Here is a 15887-nt window from a genome sequence, read left to right as displayed (position 1 = left end):
AAAACGCCCGGCAGATGCCGGGCGTTTTCTTTTGCAATCGGCGAGCCGCAGCGGCTCGTGTCGACTCAGCGGGCGCGGTAGGTGATGCGGCCCTTGCTCAGGTCGTAGGGCGTCAGTTCCACGCGGACCTTGTCGCCGGTGAGGATGCGGATGTAGTTCTTGCGCATTTTGCCGGAGATGTGCGCGGTGACGACGTGCCCATTTTCCAACTCCACACGGAACATGGTGTTGGGCAGGGTGTCGACGACAGTACCTTCCATTTCGAAGCTGTCTTCTTTCGACATGCAGTAGAGCCCTCGGTATCTATGGGTGGCCCTTTCAATGAGAGGTGGGCCGTGAAAAGCGGCGTGCATTGTGCCAGAAAATCGACAATAGCGCCACACGGCTATCAGGTGAGGGCGACCCAGCGCTGGTTGACGAACAGTTCGATGGGCCGGTACTGGGTCTTGTAGTTCATCTTGCGGCAATTCTTGATCCAGTAGCCCAGGTAGACGGCCTGCAGGCCCAGGCGTTCGGTCTCGGCGATCTGCCAGAGGATCGCGTAGCGTCCCAGGCTGCGCTGCTCTTCGTCGGGATCGTAGAAGGTATAGACGGCCGAGAGTCCGTTCGGCAGCACGTCCGTCACGGCTATGGCCAGCAGGCGGCCATGCAGGCGGAACTCGAAGAAGCAGCAGAAGGGCAGGTCGCGGACCAGGAAGGTGGCGAACTGGTCGCGGCTGGGCGGATACATGTCGCCGTCGGCGTGGCGTTGCTCGATGTAGCGCCGATAGAGGTCGTAGTACTCCTCGTTGAAGCTCGGTCGCTTGCGGATCACCTGCAGTTCCGCATTGCGCTTGAGGATGCGCCGCTGCTGGCGGTTCGGGCTGAAGTCGGCGACCGGTATGCGCGCGGCGATGCAGGCGGTGCAATGCTGGCAGTGCGGACGATAGAGATGGTCGCCGCTGCGGCGGAAGCCGACCTCCGACAGCGAGGCGTACAGCTGCGTGTCCATGGGCTGGCTGGGATCGAGGAACAGGGTGGTTGCCTGCTCCTCGGGCAGGTAGCTGCACGGGTGCGGTTGCGTCGCGTAGAACTTCAGTCGGGCGAGTTCGGTCATGGTGAACTCCAGCAGGGACCCATAAGCAAGTTTATGCCAGGCACGGAAACTCGCCTAAAAATCCAGGTCGCCGGTAGGAGGCTGGTCGCGATAGCGTTGCAGGTAGTCGGCGAATTCCCCCCGGCTGATGGCGCGGGCGCCCAGGCTGTGCAGGTGGCGGGTCGGCATCTGGCAGTCGATGAGGACGAAGCCGGCGTCGCGCAGATGGCGGACCAGCGTGACGAAGCCGACCTTGGAAGCGTTGTCGGCGCGGCTGAACATCGATTCGCCGAAGAACAGCCTGCCCATGGCCAGGCCGTAGAGGCCGCCGACCAGTTGTCGCTCCTGCCAGACTTCCACGGAGTGGGCGATGCCGCGCAGGTGCAGCTCCTGGTAGGCCAGTTGCATCGGCGTGGTGATCCAGGTGCCGTCGGCGTAGTTACGCGGCGCGGCACAAGCCTGGATCACCGCCCGGAAGTCACGGTTGAAAGTGACTTCGAAGCGTTGCTGGCGCAGGCACTTGGCCAGGCTGCGGGAAACGTGCAGTTCGTCGGGGAACAGGACGGTGCGCGGGTCGGGCGACCACCAGAGGATCGGCTGGCCATCCTGGTACCAGGGGAAGCAGCCGTGGCGATAGGCTGCGACCAGGCGTTGCGGATTGAGGTCGCCGCCGGCCGCGAGCAGCCCGTTGGGCTCCTGCAGGGCCTTGTCGAGGGGTGGAAAGTCGAAGTCGGTGCGGGAAAGCCAGGTCAGCATGGCGGGGTAGGGGAGGGCGGGCCTCCCCCGGGTCCGATCAATGGTCGTCGAGGTATTTTTCGGCATCCAGCGCGGCCATGCAGCCGGCGCCGGCGGAAGTGATGGCCTGGCGGTAGACGTGGTCGGCCACGTCGCCGGCGGCGAACACGCCTTCGATGCTGGTCTGGGTGGCATTGCCTTCGCTGCCGCCGTGGATCCGCAGGTAGCCGTCGCGCATTTCCAGTTGGCCCTGGAACAGGTCGGTGTTCGGCTTGTGGCCGATGGCGATGAACACGCCGGCCAGCGATAGCTCGCTGGTGCTGCCGTCGATGGTGCTCTTCAGGCGTACGCCGGTGACGCCGCTGGCGTCGCCCAGCACCTCGTCCAGGGTGGTGTTCCAGTGCAGGTGCACGTTGCCGTTCTCGGCCTTGTCGAACAGCTTGTCCTGGAGGATCTTCTCCGAGCGCAGCTTGTCGCGACGGTGGATCAGGTGGACTTCCTTGGCGATGTTGGCCAGATACAGCGCTTCCTCGACGGCGGTATTGCCGCCGCCGACCACGCAGACCACCTGGTTGCGGTAGAAGAAGCCGTCGCAGGTGGCGCAGGCGGAAACGCCCTTGCCCATGAAGGCTTCTTCCGACGACATGCCCAGGTATTGCGCGGAGGCACCGGTGGCAATGATCAATGCATCGCAGGTATAAGTGCCACTATCGCCCTTCAGTGTGAAGGGGCGCTGTTGCAACTCGGCGGTGTGGATGTGGTCGTAGACGATCTCGGTGTCGAAACGCTCGGCGTGCTGCTGCATGCGGGTCATCAGCGCCGGGCCGGTAAGGCCTTCGACGTCGCCCGGCCAGTTGTCGACTTCGGTGGTGGTGGTCAGCTGGCCGCCTGGCTGGATGCCGGTGATCACCACTGGCTTGAGATTGGCGCGTGCGGCGTACACGGCGGCGGTATAGCCGGCCGGACCGGAGCCCAGGATGATGAGGCGCGAATGCTTGACTTCACTCATAAAAAGACTCCATAAGCCTTTGTCACATAAGAAAATGCGTGCTCCAATGGAGCCGCCTGAAGAGTTCTGCCGGCTATGCTACACCTATCCGCAAAAGGCCGGCAAAACCCCGGGGCCGGGATCAGCCACGCACGGATTGCCGCTGATTTCGGGTGTGATTTTTCAGAGTTTCCCTAAAGCCGTACAATAGGCGCGTTTTGACCAAGACAGCTTCTAAAGCACCAGCCGTGCGCAGGAAAAATAGCGATTTGAAGGATTCGACCACCGCGAGCCATGCCGCCGCATGGCGTCAGCAACTGCATTCCCGCCTGAAGGAAGGGGTCCTGATCGCGCTGGGCGCGCTCTGCCTCTACTTGTGGATGGCTCTGCTCACCTATGACCCGGCCGATCCGAGCTGGAGTCACTCGAGCCAGGTTGACCAGGTGCAGAATGCCGCCGGTCGGCTCGGTGCGGTATCCGCCGATATCCTGTTCATGACGCTCGGCTACTTCGCCTACCTCTTTCCGCTGTTGCTGGGCATCAAGACCTGGCAGGTATTCCGCCGCCGCAACCTGCCGTGGGAATGGAACACCTGGCTGTTTTCCTGGCGCCTGGTCGGGCTGATCTTCCTGATCCTGGCCGGCTCGGCACTGGCCTACATCCATTTCCACGCCAGCGGCCACATGCCGGCCAGCGCCTCGGCCGGCGGCGCCATCGGCCAGAGCCTGGGCCGCGTCGCGGTGGATGCGCTGAACGTGCAGGGCAGCACGCTGGTGTTCTTCGCCCTGTTCCTCTTCGGCCTGACGGTGTTCGCCGACCTCTCCTGGTTCAAGGTGATGGATGTCACCGGCAAGATCACCCTGGACTTCTTCGAACTGATCCAGAACGCCTTCAATCGCTGGATGGGCGCGCGCGCCGAGCGCAAGCAACTGGTCGCGCAACTGCGCGAGGTCGACGAGCGCGTCGCCGAGGTGGTGGCGCCGAGCGTGCCGGACCGCCGCGAACAGTCCAAGGCCAAGGAGCGCCTGCTGGAACGCGAAGAGGCCCTGGCCAAGCACATGAGCGAGCGGGAGAAGCGCCCGCCGCCGAAGATCGATCCGCCACCGCCGCCGAAGGCCCCGGAGCCGAGCAAGCGCGTGCTGAAAGAGAAGCAGGCGCCGCTGTTCGTCGATACGGCGGTGGAGGGCACCCTGCCGCCGCTGTCGCTGCTCGATCCGGCGGAAGTGAAGCAGAAGAGCTACTCGCCCGAGTCGCTGGAGGCGATGTCGCGCCTGCTGGAGATCAAGCTGAAGGAGTTCGGCGTCGAGGTCAGCGTGGATTCGGTGCATCCGGGCCCCGTGATCACCCGTTTCGAGATCCAGCCCGCGGCGGGGGTCAAGGTCAGCCGCATTTCCAACCTGGCCAAGGACCTGGCGCGCTCGCTGGCGGTGATCAGCGTGCGGGTGGTGGAAGTGATTCCCGGCAAGACCACCGTCGGCATCGAGATTCCCAACGAAGACCGGCAGATGGTGCGCTTCTCCGAAGTGCTGTCGTCGCCGGAGTACGACGAGCACAAGTCCACCGTGCCGCTGGCCCTGGGCCACGACATCGGCGGTCGGCCGATCATCACCGACCTGGCGAAGATGCCGCACCTGCTGGTGGCCGGTACCACCGGCTCCGGTAAGTCGGTGGGGGTCAACGCCATGCTCCTGTCGATCCTGTTCAAGTCCACGCCGAGCGAGGCGCGACTGATCATGATCGACCCGAAGATGCTCGAACTGTCGATCTACGAAGGGATCCCGCACCTGCTCTGCCCGGTGGTCACCGACATGAAGGAAGCCGCCAACGCCCTGCGCTGGAGCGTGGCGGAGATGGAGCGGCGCTACCGCCTGATGGCGGCCATGGGTGTGCGCAACCTGGCTGGCTTCAACCGCAAGGTGAAGGACGCCGAGGAGGCTGGCACGCCGCTGACCGACCCGCTGTTCCGTCGCGAAAGCCCGGACGACGAGCCGCCGCAGCTGAGCACCCTGCCGACCATCGTGGTGGTGGTCGACGAATTCGCCGACATGATGATGATCGTCGGCAAGAAGGTCGAGGAGCTTATCGCCCGTATCGCGCAGAAGGCGCGGGCGGCCGGTATCCACCTGATCCTGGCGACCCAGCGGCCGTCGGTGGACGTGATCACCGGCCTGATCAAGGCCAACATCCCGACCCGGATCGCCTTCCAGGTCTCCAGCAAGATCGACTCGCGCACCATCCTCGACCAGGGTGGCGCCGAACAACTTCTCGGCCACGGCGACATGCTCTACCTGCCGCCGGGCACAGGCCTGCCGATTCGCGTGCACGGCGCCTTCGTTTCCGACGACGAGGTGCACCGGGTGGTCGAGGCCTGGAAGCTGCGCGGCGCGCCCGACTACATCGAGGACATCCTCGCTGGCGTCGACGAAGGCGGCAGCGGTGGCGGTTCCTTCGATGGCGGCGACGGCTCCGGCGAAGGCAGCGAGGACGACCCGCTCTACGACGAGGCGGTACGTTTCGTCACCGAGAGTCGCCGGGCATCGATCTCCGCCGTGCAACGCAAGCTGAAGATCGGCTACAACCGCGCCGCGCGGATGATCGAGGCGATGGAGATGGCCGGCGTGGTCACCCCGATGAATACCAACGGCTCCCGCGAAGTCATCGCGCCGGCGCCGGTTCGTGATTGAACCCGACAGGTTTTAGAGGATTCCGATGCGACTGATCCGCACGTTGTTCGTTGCCGCCCTGGCCATGGGCGCTTCGCTGGCCCATGCCGACGACAGCGCCGCTGTCCAGCGCCTGACCGGCCTGCTGAACAAGGCCCAGACCCTGACCGCGCGTTTTTCCCAACTGACCCTGGACGGTAGCGGCACGCGCCTGCAGGAAACCGCCGGCCAACTGAGCCTGAAGCGGCCGGGACTGTTCCGCTGGCATACCGATGCGCCGAACGAGCAATTGCTCATTTCCAACGGCGAGAAGGTCTGGCTGTACGACCCGGACCTGGAGCAGGTGACCATCCAGAAGCTCGATCAGCGCCTGACCCAGACGCCGGCGCTGCTGCTCTCCGGCGACATCTCGAAGATCAGCGAAAGCTTCGCCATCACCTACAAGGAAGGCGGCAACGTAGTCGATTTCGTGCTCAAGCCGAAGACCAAGGACACCCTCTTCGACACCTTGCGTCTGTCGTTCCGCAGCGGCAAGGTGAACGACATGCAGATGATCGATGGCGTCGGCCAGCGCACCAACATCCTGTTCTTCGACGTGAAGATGAACGAGGCGCTGGATGCCAAGCAATTCACCTTCGACGTTCCGCCGGGCGTCGACGTGATCCAGGAGTAAGCGCAAGCCGTGGATCTGTTCCGCAGCGAGCCCGTCGCGCAGCCCCTGGCGGCACGGCTGAGGCCCGCAAACCTGGACGAGTACGTGGGGCAGGAACACCTGCTGGCCCGCGGCAAGCCCTTGCGCGAGGCGCTGGAGCAGGGCGCGCTGCACTCGATGATCTTCTGGGGCCCGCCGGGAGTCGGCAAGACTACCCTGGCGCGGCTGCTGGCGCAGGTGTCGGACGCCCATTTCGAGACCATTTCCGCGGTGCTGTCCGGGGTCAAGGAGATCCGCCAGGCGGTCGAGGTGGCCAAGCAGCACGCGGCGCAATACGGGCGCCGGACCATCCTGTTCGTCGATGAGGTGCACCGCTTCAACAAGAGCCAGCAGGATGCCTTCCTGCCCTATGTGGAAGACGGCACGCTGATCTTCATTGGCGCGACCACCGAGAACCCGTCCTTCGAGTTGAACAATGCGCTGCTCTCGCGGGCTCGCGTGTATGTCCTCAAGAGCCTCGACGAAGCCGCCCTGCGCAAGCTGGTGGGCCGCGCGCTGAACGAGGACAAGGGCCTCGGCAAGCGCAAGCTGAGGCTGCCGGAGGAGAGCTTCCAGGTTCTCCTGGCCGCCGCCGACGGCGATGGGCGGCGCCTGCTGAACCTGCTGGAGAACGCTGCCGACCTCGCCGAGGACGGCAGCGAGATCAGCCCCGAGCTGCTGCAGAATCTGCTCGGCGATACCCGCCGACGTTTCGACAAGGGCGGCGAGGCGTTCTACGACCAGATCAGCGCGCTGCACAAGTCGGTGCGCGGCTCCAATCCCGACGCGGCACTTTATTGGTTCGCGCGTATGCTCGACGGCGGCTGCGATCCCCTGTACATCGCCCGGCGGGTGGTGCGCATGGCCAGCGAGGAGGTTGGCAACGCCGATCCTCGCGCCCTCGGCCTATGCCTGTCGGCCTGGGACGTGCAGGAGCGCCTGGGCAGCCCCGAAGGCGAGCTGGCGGTGGCCCAGGCCATCGTCTACCTGGCCTGTGCGCCGAAGAGCAATGCGGTGTACAGCGCGTTCAACGCGGCGATGCGCGACGTCGCCGAAAGCGGCTCGCGGGAAGTGCCATTGCACTTGCGCAACGCGCCGACCAAATTGATGAAGAGCCTCGGCTATGGCGAGGAATACCGCTACGCCCACGACGAGCCGGATGCCTATGCCGCCGGAGAGGATTATTTCCCCGAGGATCTGGAGCCGCGGCGTTACTATCAACCGGTGCCGAGGGGCCTGGAACTGAAGATCCGCGACAAGCTGGAACACCTGGCCGAGCTGGATCGCACCAGTCCCCGCCAACGCAGAAAATCCTGAGCGGTATGGGCTCGGCGGAGCTAGCCAGGCTTCCGCGACGGCGTCGATGACGTCGCCGGGGCCGGCGAAGCGCCAACCGGGCCACGAACCGCCGATAACCGACACGAGACGAGAAAAGAGCATGCTCGATCCCAAACTGGTACGCACCCAGCCGCAAGAAGTGGCTGCCCGCCTGGCCACCCGTGGCTTCCAACTGGATGTCGCACGCATCGAAGCGCTGGAAGAGCAGCGCAAGTCGGTACAGACCCGTACCGAGCAGCTGCAAGCCGAGCGCAACGCGCGTTCCAAGGCGATCGGCCAGGCCAAGCAGCGTGGCGAGGACATCGCGCCGCTGCTGGCCGATGTCGACCGCATGGGCTCCGAGCTGGAGGAAGGCAAGCGACAGCTGGACGCCATCCAGGGCGAACTGGATGCCATGCTGCTGGGCATTCCCAACCTGCCACACGAGTCGGTGCCGGTCGGTGCCGACGAGGACGCCAACGTCGAAGTGCGTCGCTGGGGCACGCCGAAGACCTTCGATTTCGAGGTCAAGGACCATGTCGCCCTCGGTGAACGGCACGGCTGGCTGGATTTCGAGACCGCTGCCAAGCTTTCCGGCGCGCGCTTCGCCCTCATGCGCGGCCCGATCGCCCGCCTGCATCGCGCCCTGGCGCAGTTCATGATCAACCTGCATACCGCCGAGCATGGCTACGAGGAGGCCTACACCCCTTATCTCGTCCAGGCTCCGGCGCTGCAAGGCACCGGCCAGTTGCCGAAGTTCGAGGAGGACCTGTTCAAGATCGGCCGCGACGGCGAAGCTGACCTCTACCTGATCCCGACCGCCGAGGTTTCGCTGACCAACATCGTCTCCGGGCAGATCCTCGACGCCAAGCAATTGCCGCTGAAGTTCGTCGCCCATACCCCGTGCTTCCGCAGCGAGGCCGGTGCCTCCGGGCGCGATACCCGCGGCATGATCCGTCAGCATCAGTTCGACAAGGTGGAGATGGTGCAGATCGTCGATCCGGCCACTTCCTACGAGGCGCTGGAAGGCCTGACCGCCAACGCCGAGCGCGTCCTGCAACTGCTCGAGTTGCCGTATCGGGTGCTGGCGCTGTGCACCGGCGACATGGGCTTCGGTGCGACCAAGACCTACGACCTGGAAGTCTGGGTTCCCAGCCAGGACAAGTACCGCGAGATTTCCTCCTGCTCCAACTGCGGCGACTTCCAGGCCCGGCGCATGCAGGCCCGCTACCGCAATCCGGAAACCGGCAAGCCCGAGCTGGTGCACACCCTCAACGGCTCCGGCCTGGCCGTCGGCCGCACCTTGGTGGCGGTACTGGAGAACTACCAGCAGGCGGACGGCTCGATCCGTGTGCCGGAAGTCCTCAAGCCCTACATGGCTGGCATCGAGGTGATCGGCTGACATGGATTTCCTGCCGCTGTTCCACTCCTTGCAAGGGCGCCTCGCGCTGGTGGTCGGTGGCGGCGAAGTCGCCCTGCGCAAGGCGCGCCTGCTGGCCGACGCCGGCGCGCGCCTGCGCGTGGTCGCGCCGCAGATCCACATCGAACTGCGGCATCTGGTGGAGCAGGGCGGCGGCGAGCTGCTCGAACGCGACTACCAGGACGGCGACCAGCCCGGCTGCGCCCTGATCATCGCCGCCACCGACGACGAACCGCTGAACGCCGAGGTGTCGCGAGCGGCCAATGCGCGCGGGATACCGGTCAACGTGGTGGACGCGCCGGCCCTGTGCAGCGTGATCTTCCCGGCCATCGTCGACCGTTCGCCGCTGGTGGTGGCGGTCTCCAGCGGCGGCGATGCGCCCGTGCTGGCGCGGCTGATCCGGGCCAAGCTGGAAACCTGGATTCCCTCGACCTACGGGCAACTGGCCGGACTCGCCAGCCGCTTCCGCCACCGGGTCAAGGAATTGCTACCCGACCTGCAGCAGCGCCGGGTGTTCTGGGAAAACCTGTTCCAGGGCGAGATCGCCGAGCGTGTCCTGGCCGGCCGTCCGGCGGAAGCCGAGCGTCTCCTGGAGGAGCACCTGGCCGGCGGCCTCGCGCACATAGCCACGGGCGAGGTATATCTGGTCGGGGCCGGGCCGGGGGATCCGGACCTGCTGACGTTCCGTGCCCTGCGCCTGATGCAGCAGGCCGACGTGGTGCTCTACGATCGCCTGGTGGCGCCGTCGATCCTCGAATTATGCCGCCGCGATGCCGAACGCCTGTACGTCGGCAAGCGCCGCGCCGAACATGCGGTGCCGCAGGATCGGATCAACCGCCTGCTGGTGGAGCTGGCCAGCCAGGGCAAGCGCGTGCTGCGCCTGAAGGGTGGCGACCCGTTCATCTTCGGCCGCGGCGGTGAGGAAATCGACGAACTGGCTGCCCACGGCATACCTTTCCAGGTCGTGCCGGGAATCACCGCGGCCAGCGGCTGCGCGGCCTACGCCGGGATTCCACTGACTCATCGCGATCATGCGCAATCGGTTCGTTTCGTCACCGGTCATCTGAAGGACGGCACCACCGACCTGCCGTGGCAGGACCTGGTAGCGCCTGGCCAGACCCTGGTGTTCTACATGGGCCTGGTGGGATTGCCGGTGATCTGCGAGCAACTGGTCGCCCACGGTCGCTCCGCACAGACCCCGGCGGCGCTGATCCAGCAGGGGACCACCGCCCAGCAGCGGGTATTCACCGGAACCCTGGAAAACCTGCCGCAACTGGTGGCTGAGCACGAAGTGCATGCGCCGACCCTGGTGATCGTCGGCGAAGTCGTGCAACTGCGCGACAAGCTGGCCTGGTTCGAAGGCGCCCGCGAGGACGCCTGAGCCTTCAGCCTTCTCCCCAGATGCCCTTGCCGGGAAGTCGTTCCCGGCCTGGCGCGCGCGCCAGGTCGAGACGCGGGCCCAGCGGTACTATCCCGGTCGGGTTGATGGTGCGGTGGCTGGCGTAGTAGTGCCCCTTGATATGTTCGAAGTCCACTGTCTCGCCGATGCCCGGGCGTTGGTACAGCTCGCGCAACCAGCCGGAGAGATTCGGGTAGTCTTCGATGCGCCGCAGGTTGCACTTGAAGTGTCCGTGGTACACCGCATCGAAGCGCACCAGGGTGGTGAACAGGCGGATATCGGCCTCGGTCAGGTATTCGCCGGCCAGGTAGCGGCGTTCGCCGAGCAAGCCTTCCAGGTAGTCCAGCTCCTCGAACAACTGGACGAAGGCCTCCTCGTAGGCGTCCTGGCGAGTGGCGAAGCCAGCACGGTACACGCCGTTGTTGACCGCAGGATAGATGCGTCCGTTGAGGCGTTCGATCTCCTCGCGCAGCGGCTCCGGGTAGAAGTCCAGCGCGTTGGCGCCGATGGCGTCGAAGGCGCTGTTGAAGATGCGGACGATATCGGCTGATTCGTTGTTGACGATCTTCTGCGCCTGCTTGTCCCACAGCAGCGGCACCGTGACCCGGCCGCTGTAGTGCGGGTCGTCGCGGGTGTAGCGCTGGTGCAGAAAGGCCAGGCCGTCGAGGCGATCGCCGGTGGAGCCGTGGGCGGGGTCGAAGGTCCAGCCGTTCTCGCGCATCAGCCAACTGACCACCGAAACATCGACCAGCGACTCCAGCCCCTTCAGCTTGCGCACGATCAGGGTCCGATGGGCCCAGGGGCAGGCCAGCGAGACATAGAGATGGTAGCGCCCGCCCTCGGCGGGGAACGCCGGCTCGCCCAGCCAATGGCGGCGCTGGGCGTTTTCGCGCTGGAAGCGGCCGTCTTTCTGTGTGTCATACCACTGGTCGTGCCAGCGGCCATCGATCAACTGTCCCATGAGCGGGTTCCTCCATACGTCGTTGGAGGAACAGTCTAGTGTCGGGTGATCGATAAATTTATATAAATAAAGGGCTATTCGTATCGATCAGATCGATTCGTTTCGGGTCGCCCAGTAGTGTGCGGCTTCCTTGAAGGCTTCTTCGCGATTCTTGCCAAGGGCCCGTAGCGCCAGGGCCATGCTGGAGAGCACCGCCAGGTGGCCATAGGCGTCGCCTTCGCGGCCGTCCCAGACGGCCCGAAGGAAACCCGGGTCGAGCTGTTCCGGCTTCATGTGCCGGTGCGTCGACAATGCTGGCCATTCCTCGTCCCAGGCTTCGCCCTGGTCGCAACCATACAGGTGGGCGACGACGTCCGGGTTGACTTCGATCTCGCCGCCTTCGCCCTTGATGACGATGGCCCGGTCGCCGAGCAGGCGGCTGGCCTCGCGGTGGGTTTCCTGGTAACCGGGGTGGAAGATGCTCTGCAGGATGCAATCCGCATTCAGGGGGTTGAGCAGGCGAACCAGCGAATGGATCGGCGAGCGCAGGCCGAGGGTATTGCGCAGATCGATCATGCGTTGCAGCACCGGCATCCAGGCGCCGAGCGGAATGAACGCCAGGTGGCCGCGCTCCAGGGCCTGTTCTACCTGCAGCCAGTCGTGGCAGAGCGGGATCTCCAGCGCCGCCAGCAACTGTTCGCTGTACAGGCGTCCGGCGGTATGCGCGCCGCCGCCGTGCATGAGGATGCGCACGCCATGGCCGGCCAGGCACTTGGCGGCTAGCAGGTACCAGGGCAGGTGGCGCTTCTTGCCGGCGTAACTGGGCCAGTCGAGGTCGACGCGCAAGGACGGGACTTGCAGGCGCTCGCGCACCGCCTCGGTGAAACCGGCCAGTTCCTCGCTGCTTTCCTCCTTGTGCCGCAGGAGCATGAGGAAGGCGCCCAGCTGGGTGTCCTCGACCCTGCCGTCGAGGATCATGCCGAGGGCCTCGCGGGCTTCCTCCCGGGTCAGGCTGCGCGCTCCGCGCTTGCCTTTGCCGAGGATGCGGACGAACTGGGCGAACGGATGTTCGGCGGGAGTCGAGAGAGTCATAGACAGTTGCTCGGTTTCGGCAGGCCGGCCAGCTTCGCGCCAAGCTTGGCCGGGGCGCCCTTGAACAGGTGGTTGAGGTGCAGGCTGTTGCCCTTGTCCGGACCCAGTCGCTGGGCGACGTACTTGATCAGCGGGCGGTTGGCCGGAGACAGCTGGAACTCCGCATAGAACTCGCGGAGCAGTTGGAGAATCTCCCAGTGCTCGGCGGTCAGGGCCAGCTCCTCGCGGGCGGCCAGGGCTTCCGCCACCGGCTCCGACCAATCGTCGAGGGCGGCGAGGTAGCCGTCCTTGTCCAGCCGGATTTCCCGGCCTTCCAGCGTAAGGAGCGTCATAGCCAACTGTTGACCTTGTCGAAGCGGGTGGCGAGTTCGACGAAGCCGGGGTAGTCCACCGCCACCAGGCGAGCGGGGACGTCCTCGATACCGCGCGCCTGGAGGTCTTCCAGCAGGGCGAACAGTTCGATTTCCGCCGGCATCAGTTCCAGGGCCTGGCAGGCGTGGCTGCCGGCCAGCAGGGCGTGCACGGCGTCGCCGCAGAGCAGCAGGCCGTCGCCGGGGTTGAGCAGGTACAGGCAACTGCCCAGGCGGCCGTCATTGAACGGCGAGCGGGACAGTACGTGGAGGGTCGTGGCCATCAGAGGGTAATCACCTGGTCGTAGCGTTGCAGCAGGTCGCGCAGGGCCTGGTCGTCGAGCACCTCGACCGCGAGGGCCAGGCGCTCTTCAGCCAGGCCACGCTCGCGCAGGCTACGGGCCGAGACGTAGAGGTCGTCCACGCCGAACATCGGCAGGGCCTGCAGGTTGGCCTGCAGGTCCTTCTGCTGCAGGTGCGCAGGATGCTGGCCGGGAGCCAGCTGGAACGCGCCGTCGTCGAGGAACAGCATGCCGACCGGTAGATCGAAGGCGCCGCCGGCCAGGGCTATGTCCAGCGCCTCGCGGGCGCTCGGGCCGGACCAGGGCGACTGGCGGCTGATGATCAGCAGCGACTGGCTCATCGGTCGCCTCCGAAGCAGACCAGGCGGTCCGCGCTTTGCGCCGCCTCGTGCAACTGGCCGAGTCCGGACAGTTCCCATGGTGCGCCAAGGTTGGCGCCGGGACGGCCGTAGCGTTCGGCTTCCTCGGCGTTCAGCACGCCGCGGCGCAGGGCGGCGGCGATGCAGACCACGGCGTCCAGGCCGTTGCGCTCGACCAACTCGCGCCAGGCGGCGGGCAGGTCGAACTCGTCCTGGCCGCTCACGACGTTGGCCGAGGCGCTGTGCACGCCGTCCTGGTAGAAGAACAGGCGGACGATTTCGTGCCCGCCGGCCAGCGCGGCTTCGCTGAAGCGCAGCGCGCGGCGGGCGGCGGGGGAGTGGGGAGGGTCGAATAGGGCGATGGCGAATTTCATGCTGCGATACGCGAAGGATTTCTTCGAATGATAAACCAATGCCTGTGTTTTGCCGGTCCGCAAATGAAAAAGCCCGTCGCGGGGACGGGCTTTTCCGGAGGCGTTTTCTATCAGTCGTCGCCGCCGGCGATGCCGAAGATCTGCAACAGGCTGATGAACAGGTTGTAGATCGACACGTACAGGCTGATGGTGGCCATGATGTAGTTGCGTTCGCCGCCGTGGATGATCGCGCTGGTCTGGTAGAGGATCATCGCCGAGGAGAACAGGACGAAGCCGGCGCTGATCGCCAGTTGCAGGCCACTGATCTGGAAGAACAGCGATACCAGCACGGCGCCCAGCAGGACGAAGAAGCCGGCGGTGATGAAGCCGGACAGGAAGCTCATGTCCTTGCGGGTGGTCAGCACATAGGCGGACAGGCCGAAGAACACCAGGGCGGTCATGGCGAACGCCGAAGTGATGACGCTGCCGCCGTTGGGCAGGCCGAGGTACATGTTGAGGATCGGGCCGAGCGTGTAGCCCATGAAGCCGGTCAGGGCGAAAGTGCTGACCAGACCCCAGGCGCTGTTGCGCAGCTTCACGGTGAGGAAGAACAGGCCGTAGAAGCCGATCAGCACCACGAACACGTTCGGATAGGGCAGGCGCATCTGCTGCGAAACGTAGGCCACCAGGCCGCTGAAGGCCAGGGTGAGTGCCAGCAGGCCGTAGGTATTGCGCAGAACGCCGCTGACTTCACGCTGTTCCGCGACGGCGGAGTTCAGCTGATATTGCTGTTCTTGCATGGTGTGGGTACTCCTTAACGGGAACGGGTCCATGACGTACTGATGGGCATGATAGCAAAGCCTCTGCCAGGGCCAATCGATAGAGTTTGACAGTGTGTTGCTATCCGGTACTATGGCGCCCCGCGATGCGGAGGTGTGGCCGAGTGGTTTAAGGCAACGGTCTTGAAAACCGTCGATGGGGAGACCTATCCTAGAGTTCGAATCTCTACACCTCCGCCATTTCATCGCTGAAAGCCCCGTTAGCCGGGGCTTTTGCATTTCTGGATCGTCTCCCCACCGTTGCGCGGCGACCCTGACCATTTCCGCAACATCCCTGTCATTTCCGCAACTCTTCCTTACTTCGTTGGTTCCACGATCTCGCCGACACGACGATAGACGGTCTCAGTGATGCGCTTGTCGGTGTGTCCAAGCAGCCTGGATGCCCGGCCGAGGTCAGCAATTTCAGAGGCTGCCTTCGGGCGGATGTCTCGGAACTGAAACTGGCGAATCGCGGTGGCCAGGGTCTCGTCGAGTTCCTCAAGCGCCGCGCCGGCGGCGGCTGACCGTGCTTCGTCAAAGCGAATGCGCAGCATGGAGGATGTCATCCGGCGGCCATCTGGCGTTGTGATCAGATACGGGCCGGCTACGCCGCGCTGGCGCCGCTGCTCGCACAGCCGCGCAACGAGCTCTCCAAGCGCTGTCGGGCTGCCGTCGACATCGAGCATGATGCGCAACTTCTTCGACGTCTTGCCCTGGGCGATCTGCAAGTGCCCATCCTGAATGTCCGCCTCCCGAATGATCAGCACGTCGCTCGGCCGCTGAGCAGTGAGATAGGCAAGGTCCATGGCGTCGCGGAGTTCCGGTGGCGCCGCGCCGTATACCGCGTTCCAGACCTCGGCCCTGGCGTAGAAGTCGCGCGGCGTCTCGCGGTTCTTGCGAACCCCCTTCACCGGGTTTTCAGCCGTGACGATCCCCCACTCCCTGGCGATGTTGAAGATGTGGGAGAAGAGGGATAGCTCCCTGTTCGCCCGAACCTTCGCGGACCGCTTGTCCCGGTACTGTGCCAGCACTTGGGGGGTGAGCGCCTCGACCGGCGCTTCTGAAAATGCCTTTCTCAGTTGCGTCAGCGAGAGGAGGTTGTCCTTTTGGGTGCGTGGCGCTTTCCCGGGGATGATCTCTTTTTCGTACCGGTCGAACACGTCACCCCATTTGCGCAGGGTCTTCGGAGCCGGACTGGCATCCAACCGCGCCCACTCGAGCTTTGCCAGGTCCAGGTCGGTGCCGAGCGGGATTTCCTTCCTCTTTCCGTCCTCGCCGCGGCCGTCGTAGTAGTAGCCAACCCACAACCTACCTCCTTTCAGCTTCCTGGTCCGGCGAATCATCCGGGGCGGGAGGTCCCTGTTCTTCGGCTGCTTCGGCCGCAT

The 15887-nt window shown here is 65.0% G+C and carries 17 protein-coding genes and 1 tRNA gene; 6 read left to right on the top strand and 12 right to left on the bottom strand.

The window, feature by feature from the left end; all coding sequences use genetic code 11:
- Positions 1 to 65 precede the first annotated feature (65 nt).
- The 4 genes from infA to trxB form a co-directional block, all read right to left on the bottom strand.
- Positions 66 to 284: a translation initiation factor IF-1 gene (infA, locus tag LJF27_RS22140; RefSeq protein WP_002553999.1), complete on the bottom strand. Its 219-nt coding sequence runs from the start codon at positions 282 to 284 to the stop codon at positions 66 to 68.
- 104 nt (positions 285 to 388) lie between these two features.
- Entirely contained in the window at positions 389 to 1096 is a 708-nt protein-coding gene (locus LJF27_RS22135; RefSeq protein WP_003108766.1) for an arginyltransferase, read from the bottom strand.
- A 54-nt stretch (positions 1097 to 1150) separates the two neighbouring features.
- Positions 1151 to 1831, bottom strand: coding sequence for a leucyl/phenylalanyl-tRNA--protein transferase (gene aat, locus LJF27_RS22130; protein WP_003113368.1), 681 nt, complete (start codon positions 1829 to 1831; stop codon positions 1151 to 1153).
- 37 nt (positions 1832 to 1868) lie between these two features.
- A complete protein-coding gene (trxB, locus tag LJF27_RS22125) occupies positions 1869 to 2819 on the bottom strand; it encodes a thioredoxin-disulfide reductase (RefSeq protein ID WP_003097640.1) in 951 nt (316 codons plus the stop codon).
- A 227-nt stretch (positions 2820 to 3046) separates the two neighbouring features.
- On the opposite strand from trxB, the gene ftsK reads away from it, so the two are divergent.
- The 5 genes from ftsK to cysG all read left to right on the top strand — a co-directional run bounded on the left by ftsK (position 3047) and on the right by cysG (position 10270).
- Positions 3047 to 5482, top strand: a complete 2436-nt coding sequence (gene ftsK, locus LJF27_RS22120; RefSeq protein WP_003119977.1) for a DNA translocase FtsK — start codon at positions 3047 to 3049, stop codon at positions 5480 to 5482.
- Positions 5483 to 5507: 25 nt separating this feature from the next.
- Positions 5508 to 6134 (top strand): outer membrane lipoprotein chaperone LolA, encoded by a 627-nt coding sequence (lolA, locus tag LJF27_RS22115; RefSeq protein ID WP_003090414.1) that lies wholly within the window; start codon positions 5508 to 5510, stop codon positions 6132 to 6134.
- Between the two features lie 9 nt (positions 6135 to 6143).
- The gene (locus LJF27_RS22110) at positions 6144 to 7469 is read left to right on the top strand and encodes a replication-associated recombination protein A (RefSeq protein ID WP_003097632.1); all 1326 of its coding nucleotides are present in this window, start codon (positions 6144 to 6146) and stop codon (positions 7467 to 7469) included.
- Positions 7470 to 7590: 121 nt separating this feature from the next.
- Positions 7591 to 8871 carry a serine--tRNA ligase gene (serS, locus tag LJF27_RS22105; protein ID WP_003097631.1) on the top strand — a complete coding sequence of 427 codons (1281 nt, stop codon included), beginning with the start codon at positions 7591 to 7593 and terminating at the stop codon, positions 8869 to 8871.
- 1 nt (position 8872) lies between these two features.
- Positions 8873 to 10270: a siroheme synthase CysG gene (cysG, locus tag LJF27_RS22100; protein ID WP_003113366.1), complete on the top strand. Its 1398-nt coding sequence runs from the start codon at positions 8873 to 8875 to the stop codon at positions 10268 to 10270.
- 4 nt (positions 10271 to 10274) lie between these two features.
- On the opposite strand, the gene LJF27_RS22095 is transcribed toward cysG, so the two are convergent.
- The 7 genes from LJF27_RS22095 to LJF27_RS22065 all read right to left on the bottom strand — a co-directional run bounded on the left by LJF27_RS22095 (position 10275) and on the right by LJF27_RS22065 (position 14484).
- Entirely contained in the window at positions 10275 to 11249 is a 975-nt protein-coding gene (locus LJF27_RS22095; RefSeq protein ID WP_003097628.1) for a glutathione S-transferase family protein, read from the bottom strand.
- 87 nt (positions 11250 to 11336) lie between these two features.
- On the bottom strand, positions 11337 to 12320 hold the full coding sequence (locus tag LJF27_RS22090; RefSeq protein ID WP_003108776.1) for a glycosyl transferase family protein: 984 nt from the start codon (positions 12318 to 12320) through the stop codon (positions 11337 to 11339).
- The gene (locus LJF27_RS22085) at positions 12317 to 12652 is read right to left on the bottom strand and encodes a TusE/DsrC/DsvC family sulfur relay protein (protein ID WP_003090393.1); all 336 of its coding nucleotides are present in this window, start codon (positions 12650 to 12652) and stop codon (positions 12317 to 12319) included. Before LJF27_RS22085 ends, LJF27_RS22090 begins: the two co-directional genes overlap by 4 nt.
- Positions 12649 to 12954 carry a sulfurtransferase complex subunit TusB gene (tusB, locus tag LJF27_RS22080; RefSeq protein ID WP_003090391.1) on the bottom strand — a complete coding sequence of 102 codons (306 nt, stop codon included), beginning with the start codon at positions 12952 to 12954 and terminating at the stop codon, positions 12649 to 12651. Before tusB ends, LJF27_RS22085 begins: the two co-directional genes overlap by 4 nt.
- A complete protein-coding gene (gene tusC, locus LJF27_RS22075) occupies positions 12954 to 13313 on the bottom strand; it encodes a sulfurtransferase complex subunit TusC (protein ID WP_003090389.1) in 360 nt (119 codons plus the stop codon). The genes tusB and tusC overlap by 1 nt, the downstream gene beginning before the upstream one ends.
- Positions 13310 to 13705, bottom strand: a complete 396-nt coding sequence (gene tusD / locus LJF27_RS22070) for a sulfurtransferase complex subunit TusD (RefSeq protein ID WP_003090387.1) — start codon at positions 13703 to 13705, stop codon at positions 13310 to 13312. The genes tusC and tusD overlap by 4 nt, the downstream gene beginning before the upstream one ends.
- A 110-nt stretch (positions 13706 to 13815) precedes the next feature.
- Positions 13816 to 14484 carry a Bax inhibitor-1/YccA family protein gene (locus LJF27_RS22065; RefSeq protein ID WP_003090386.1) on the bottom strand — a complete coding sequence of 223 codons (669 nt, stop codon included), beginning with the start codon at positions 14482 to 14484 and terminating at the stop codon, positions 13816 to 13818.
- 129 nt (positions 14485 to 14613) lie between these two features.
- Between LJF27_RS22065 and LJF27_RS22060 the strand changes: the two genes are divergently transcribed.
- Positions 14614 to 14703 (top strand) — tRNA-Ser (locus LJF27_RS22060).
- A 116-nt stretch (positions 14704 to 14819) separates the two neighbouring features.
- Here LJF27_RS22060 and LJF27_RS22055 read toward each other — a convergent pair.
- Positions 14820 to 15887 (bottom strand): tyrosine-type recombinase/integrase, encoded by a 1068-nt coding sequence (locus tag LJF27_RS22055; protein WP_025921106.1) that lies wholly within the window; start codon positions 15885 to 15887, stop codon positions 14820 to 14822.

Source organism: Pseudomonas sp. 203-8 (assembly GCF_020708595.1).
Taxonomy (GTDB): domain Bacteria; phylum Pseudomonadota; class Gammaproteobacteria; order Pseudomonadales; family Pseudomonadaceae; genus Pseudomonas; species Pseudomonas aeruginosa.
The sequence above is the reverse complement of the archived record's forward strand: the minus strand, read 5'-3'. Positions and strand labels throughout refer to the sequence as shown.

What these genes read in the sequence shown, in the direction of transcription:
- infA (WP_002553999.1), bottom strand. Translation starts at nt 284, where the DNA reads ATGTCGAAAGAAGACAGCTTCGAAATGGAAGGTACTGTCGTCGACACC.
- LJF27_RS22135 (WP_003108766.1), bottom strand. Translation starts at nt 1,096, where the DNA reads ATGACCGAACTCGCCCGACTGAAGTTCTACGCGACGCAACCGCACCCG.
- aat (WP_003113368.1), bottom strand. Translation starts at nt 1,831, where the DNA reads ATGCTGACCTGGCTTTCCCGCACCGACTTCGACTTTCCACCCCTCGAC.
- trxB (WP_003097640.1), bottom strand. Translation starts at nt 2,819, where the DNA reads ATGAGTGAAGTCAAGCATTCGCGCCTCATCATCCTGGGCTCCGGTCCG.
- lolA (WP_003090414.1), top strand. Translation starts at nt 5,508, where the DNA reads ATGCGACTGATCCGCACGTTGTTCGTTGCCGCCCTGGCCATGGGCGCT.
- serS (WP_003097631.1), top strand. Translation starts at nt 7,591, where the DNA reads ATGCTCGATCCCAAACTGGTACGCACCCAGCCGCAAGAAGTGGCTGCC.
- cysG (WP_003113366.1), top strand. Translation starts at nt 8,873, where the DNA reads ATGGATTTCCTGCCGCTGTTCCACTCCTTGCAAGGGCGCCTCGCGCTG.
- LJF27_RS22095 (WP_003097628.1), bottom strand. Translation starts at nt 11,249, where the DNA reads ATGGGACAGTTGATCGATGGCCGCTGGCACGACCAGTGGTATGACACA.
- LJF27_RS22090 (WP_003108776.1), bottom strand. Translation starts at nt 12,320, where the DNA reads ATGACTCTCTCGACTCCCGCCGAACATCCGTTCGCCCAGTTCGTCCGC.
- LJF27_RS22085 (WP_003090393.1), bottom strand. Translation starts at nt 12,652, where the DNA reads ATGACGCTCCTTACGCTGGAAGGCCGGGAAATCCGGCTGGACAAGGAC.
- tusB (WP_003090391.1), bottom strand. Translation starts at nt 12,954, where the DNA reads ATGGCCACGACCCTCCACGTACTGTCCCGCTCGCCGTTCAATGACGGC.
- tusC (WP_003090389.1), bottom strand. Translation starts at nt 13,313, where the DNA reads ATGAGCCAGTCGCTGCTGATCATCAGCCGCCAGTCGCCCTGGTCCGGC.
- tusD (WP_003090387.1), bottom strand. Translation starts at nt 13,705, where the DNA reads ATGAAATTCGCCATCGCCCTATTCGACCCTCCCCACTCCCCCGCCGCC.
- LJF27_RS22065 (WP_003090386.1), bottom strand. Translation starts at nt 14,484, where the DNA reads ATGCAAGAACAGCAATATCAGCTGAACTCCGCCGTCGCGGAACAGCGT.
- LJF27_RS22055 (WP_025921106.1), bottom strand. Translation starts at nt 15,887, where the DNA reads ATGCGGCCGAAGCAGCCGAAGAACAGGGACCTCCCGCCCCGGATGATT.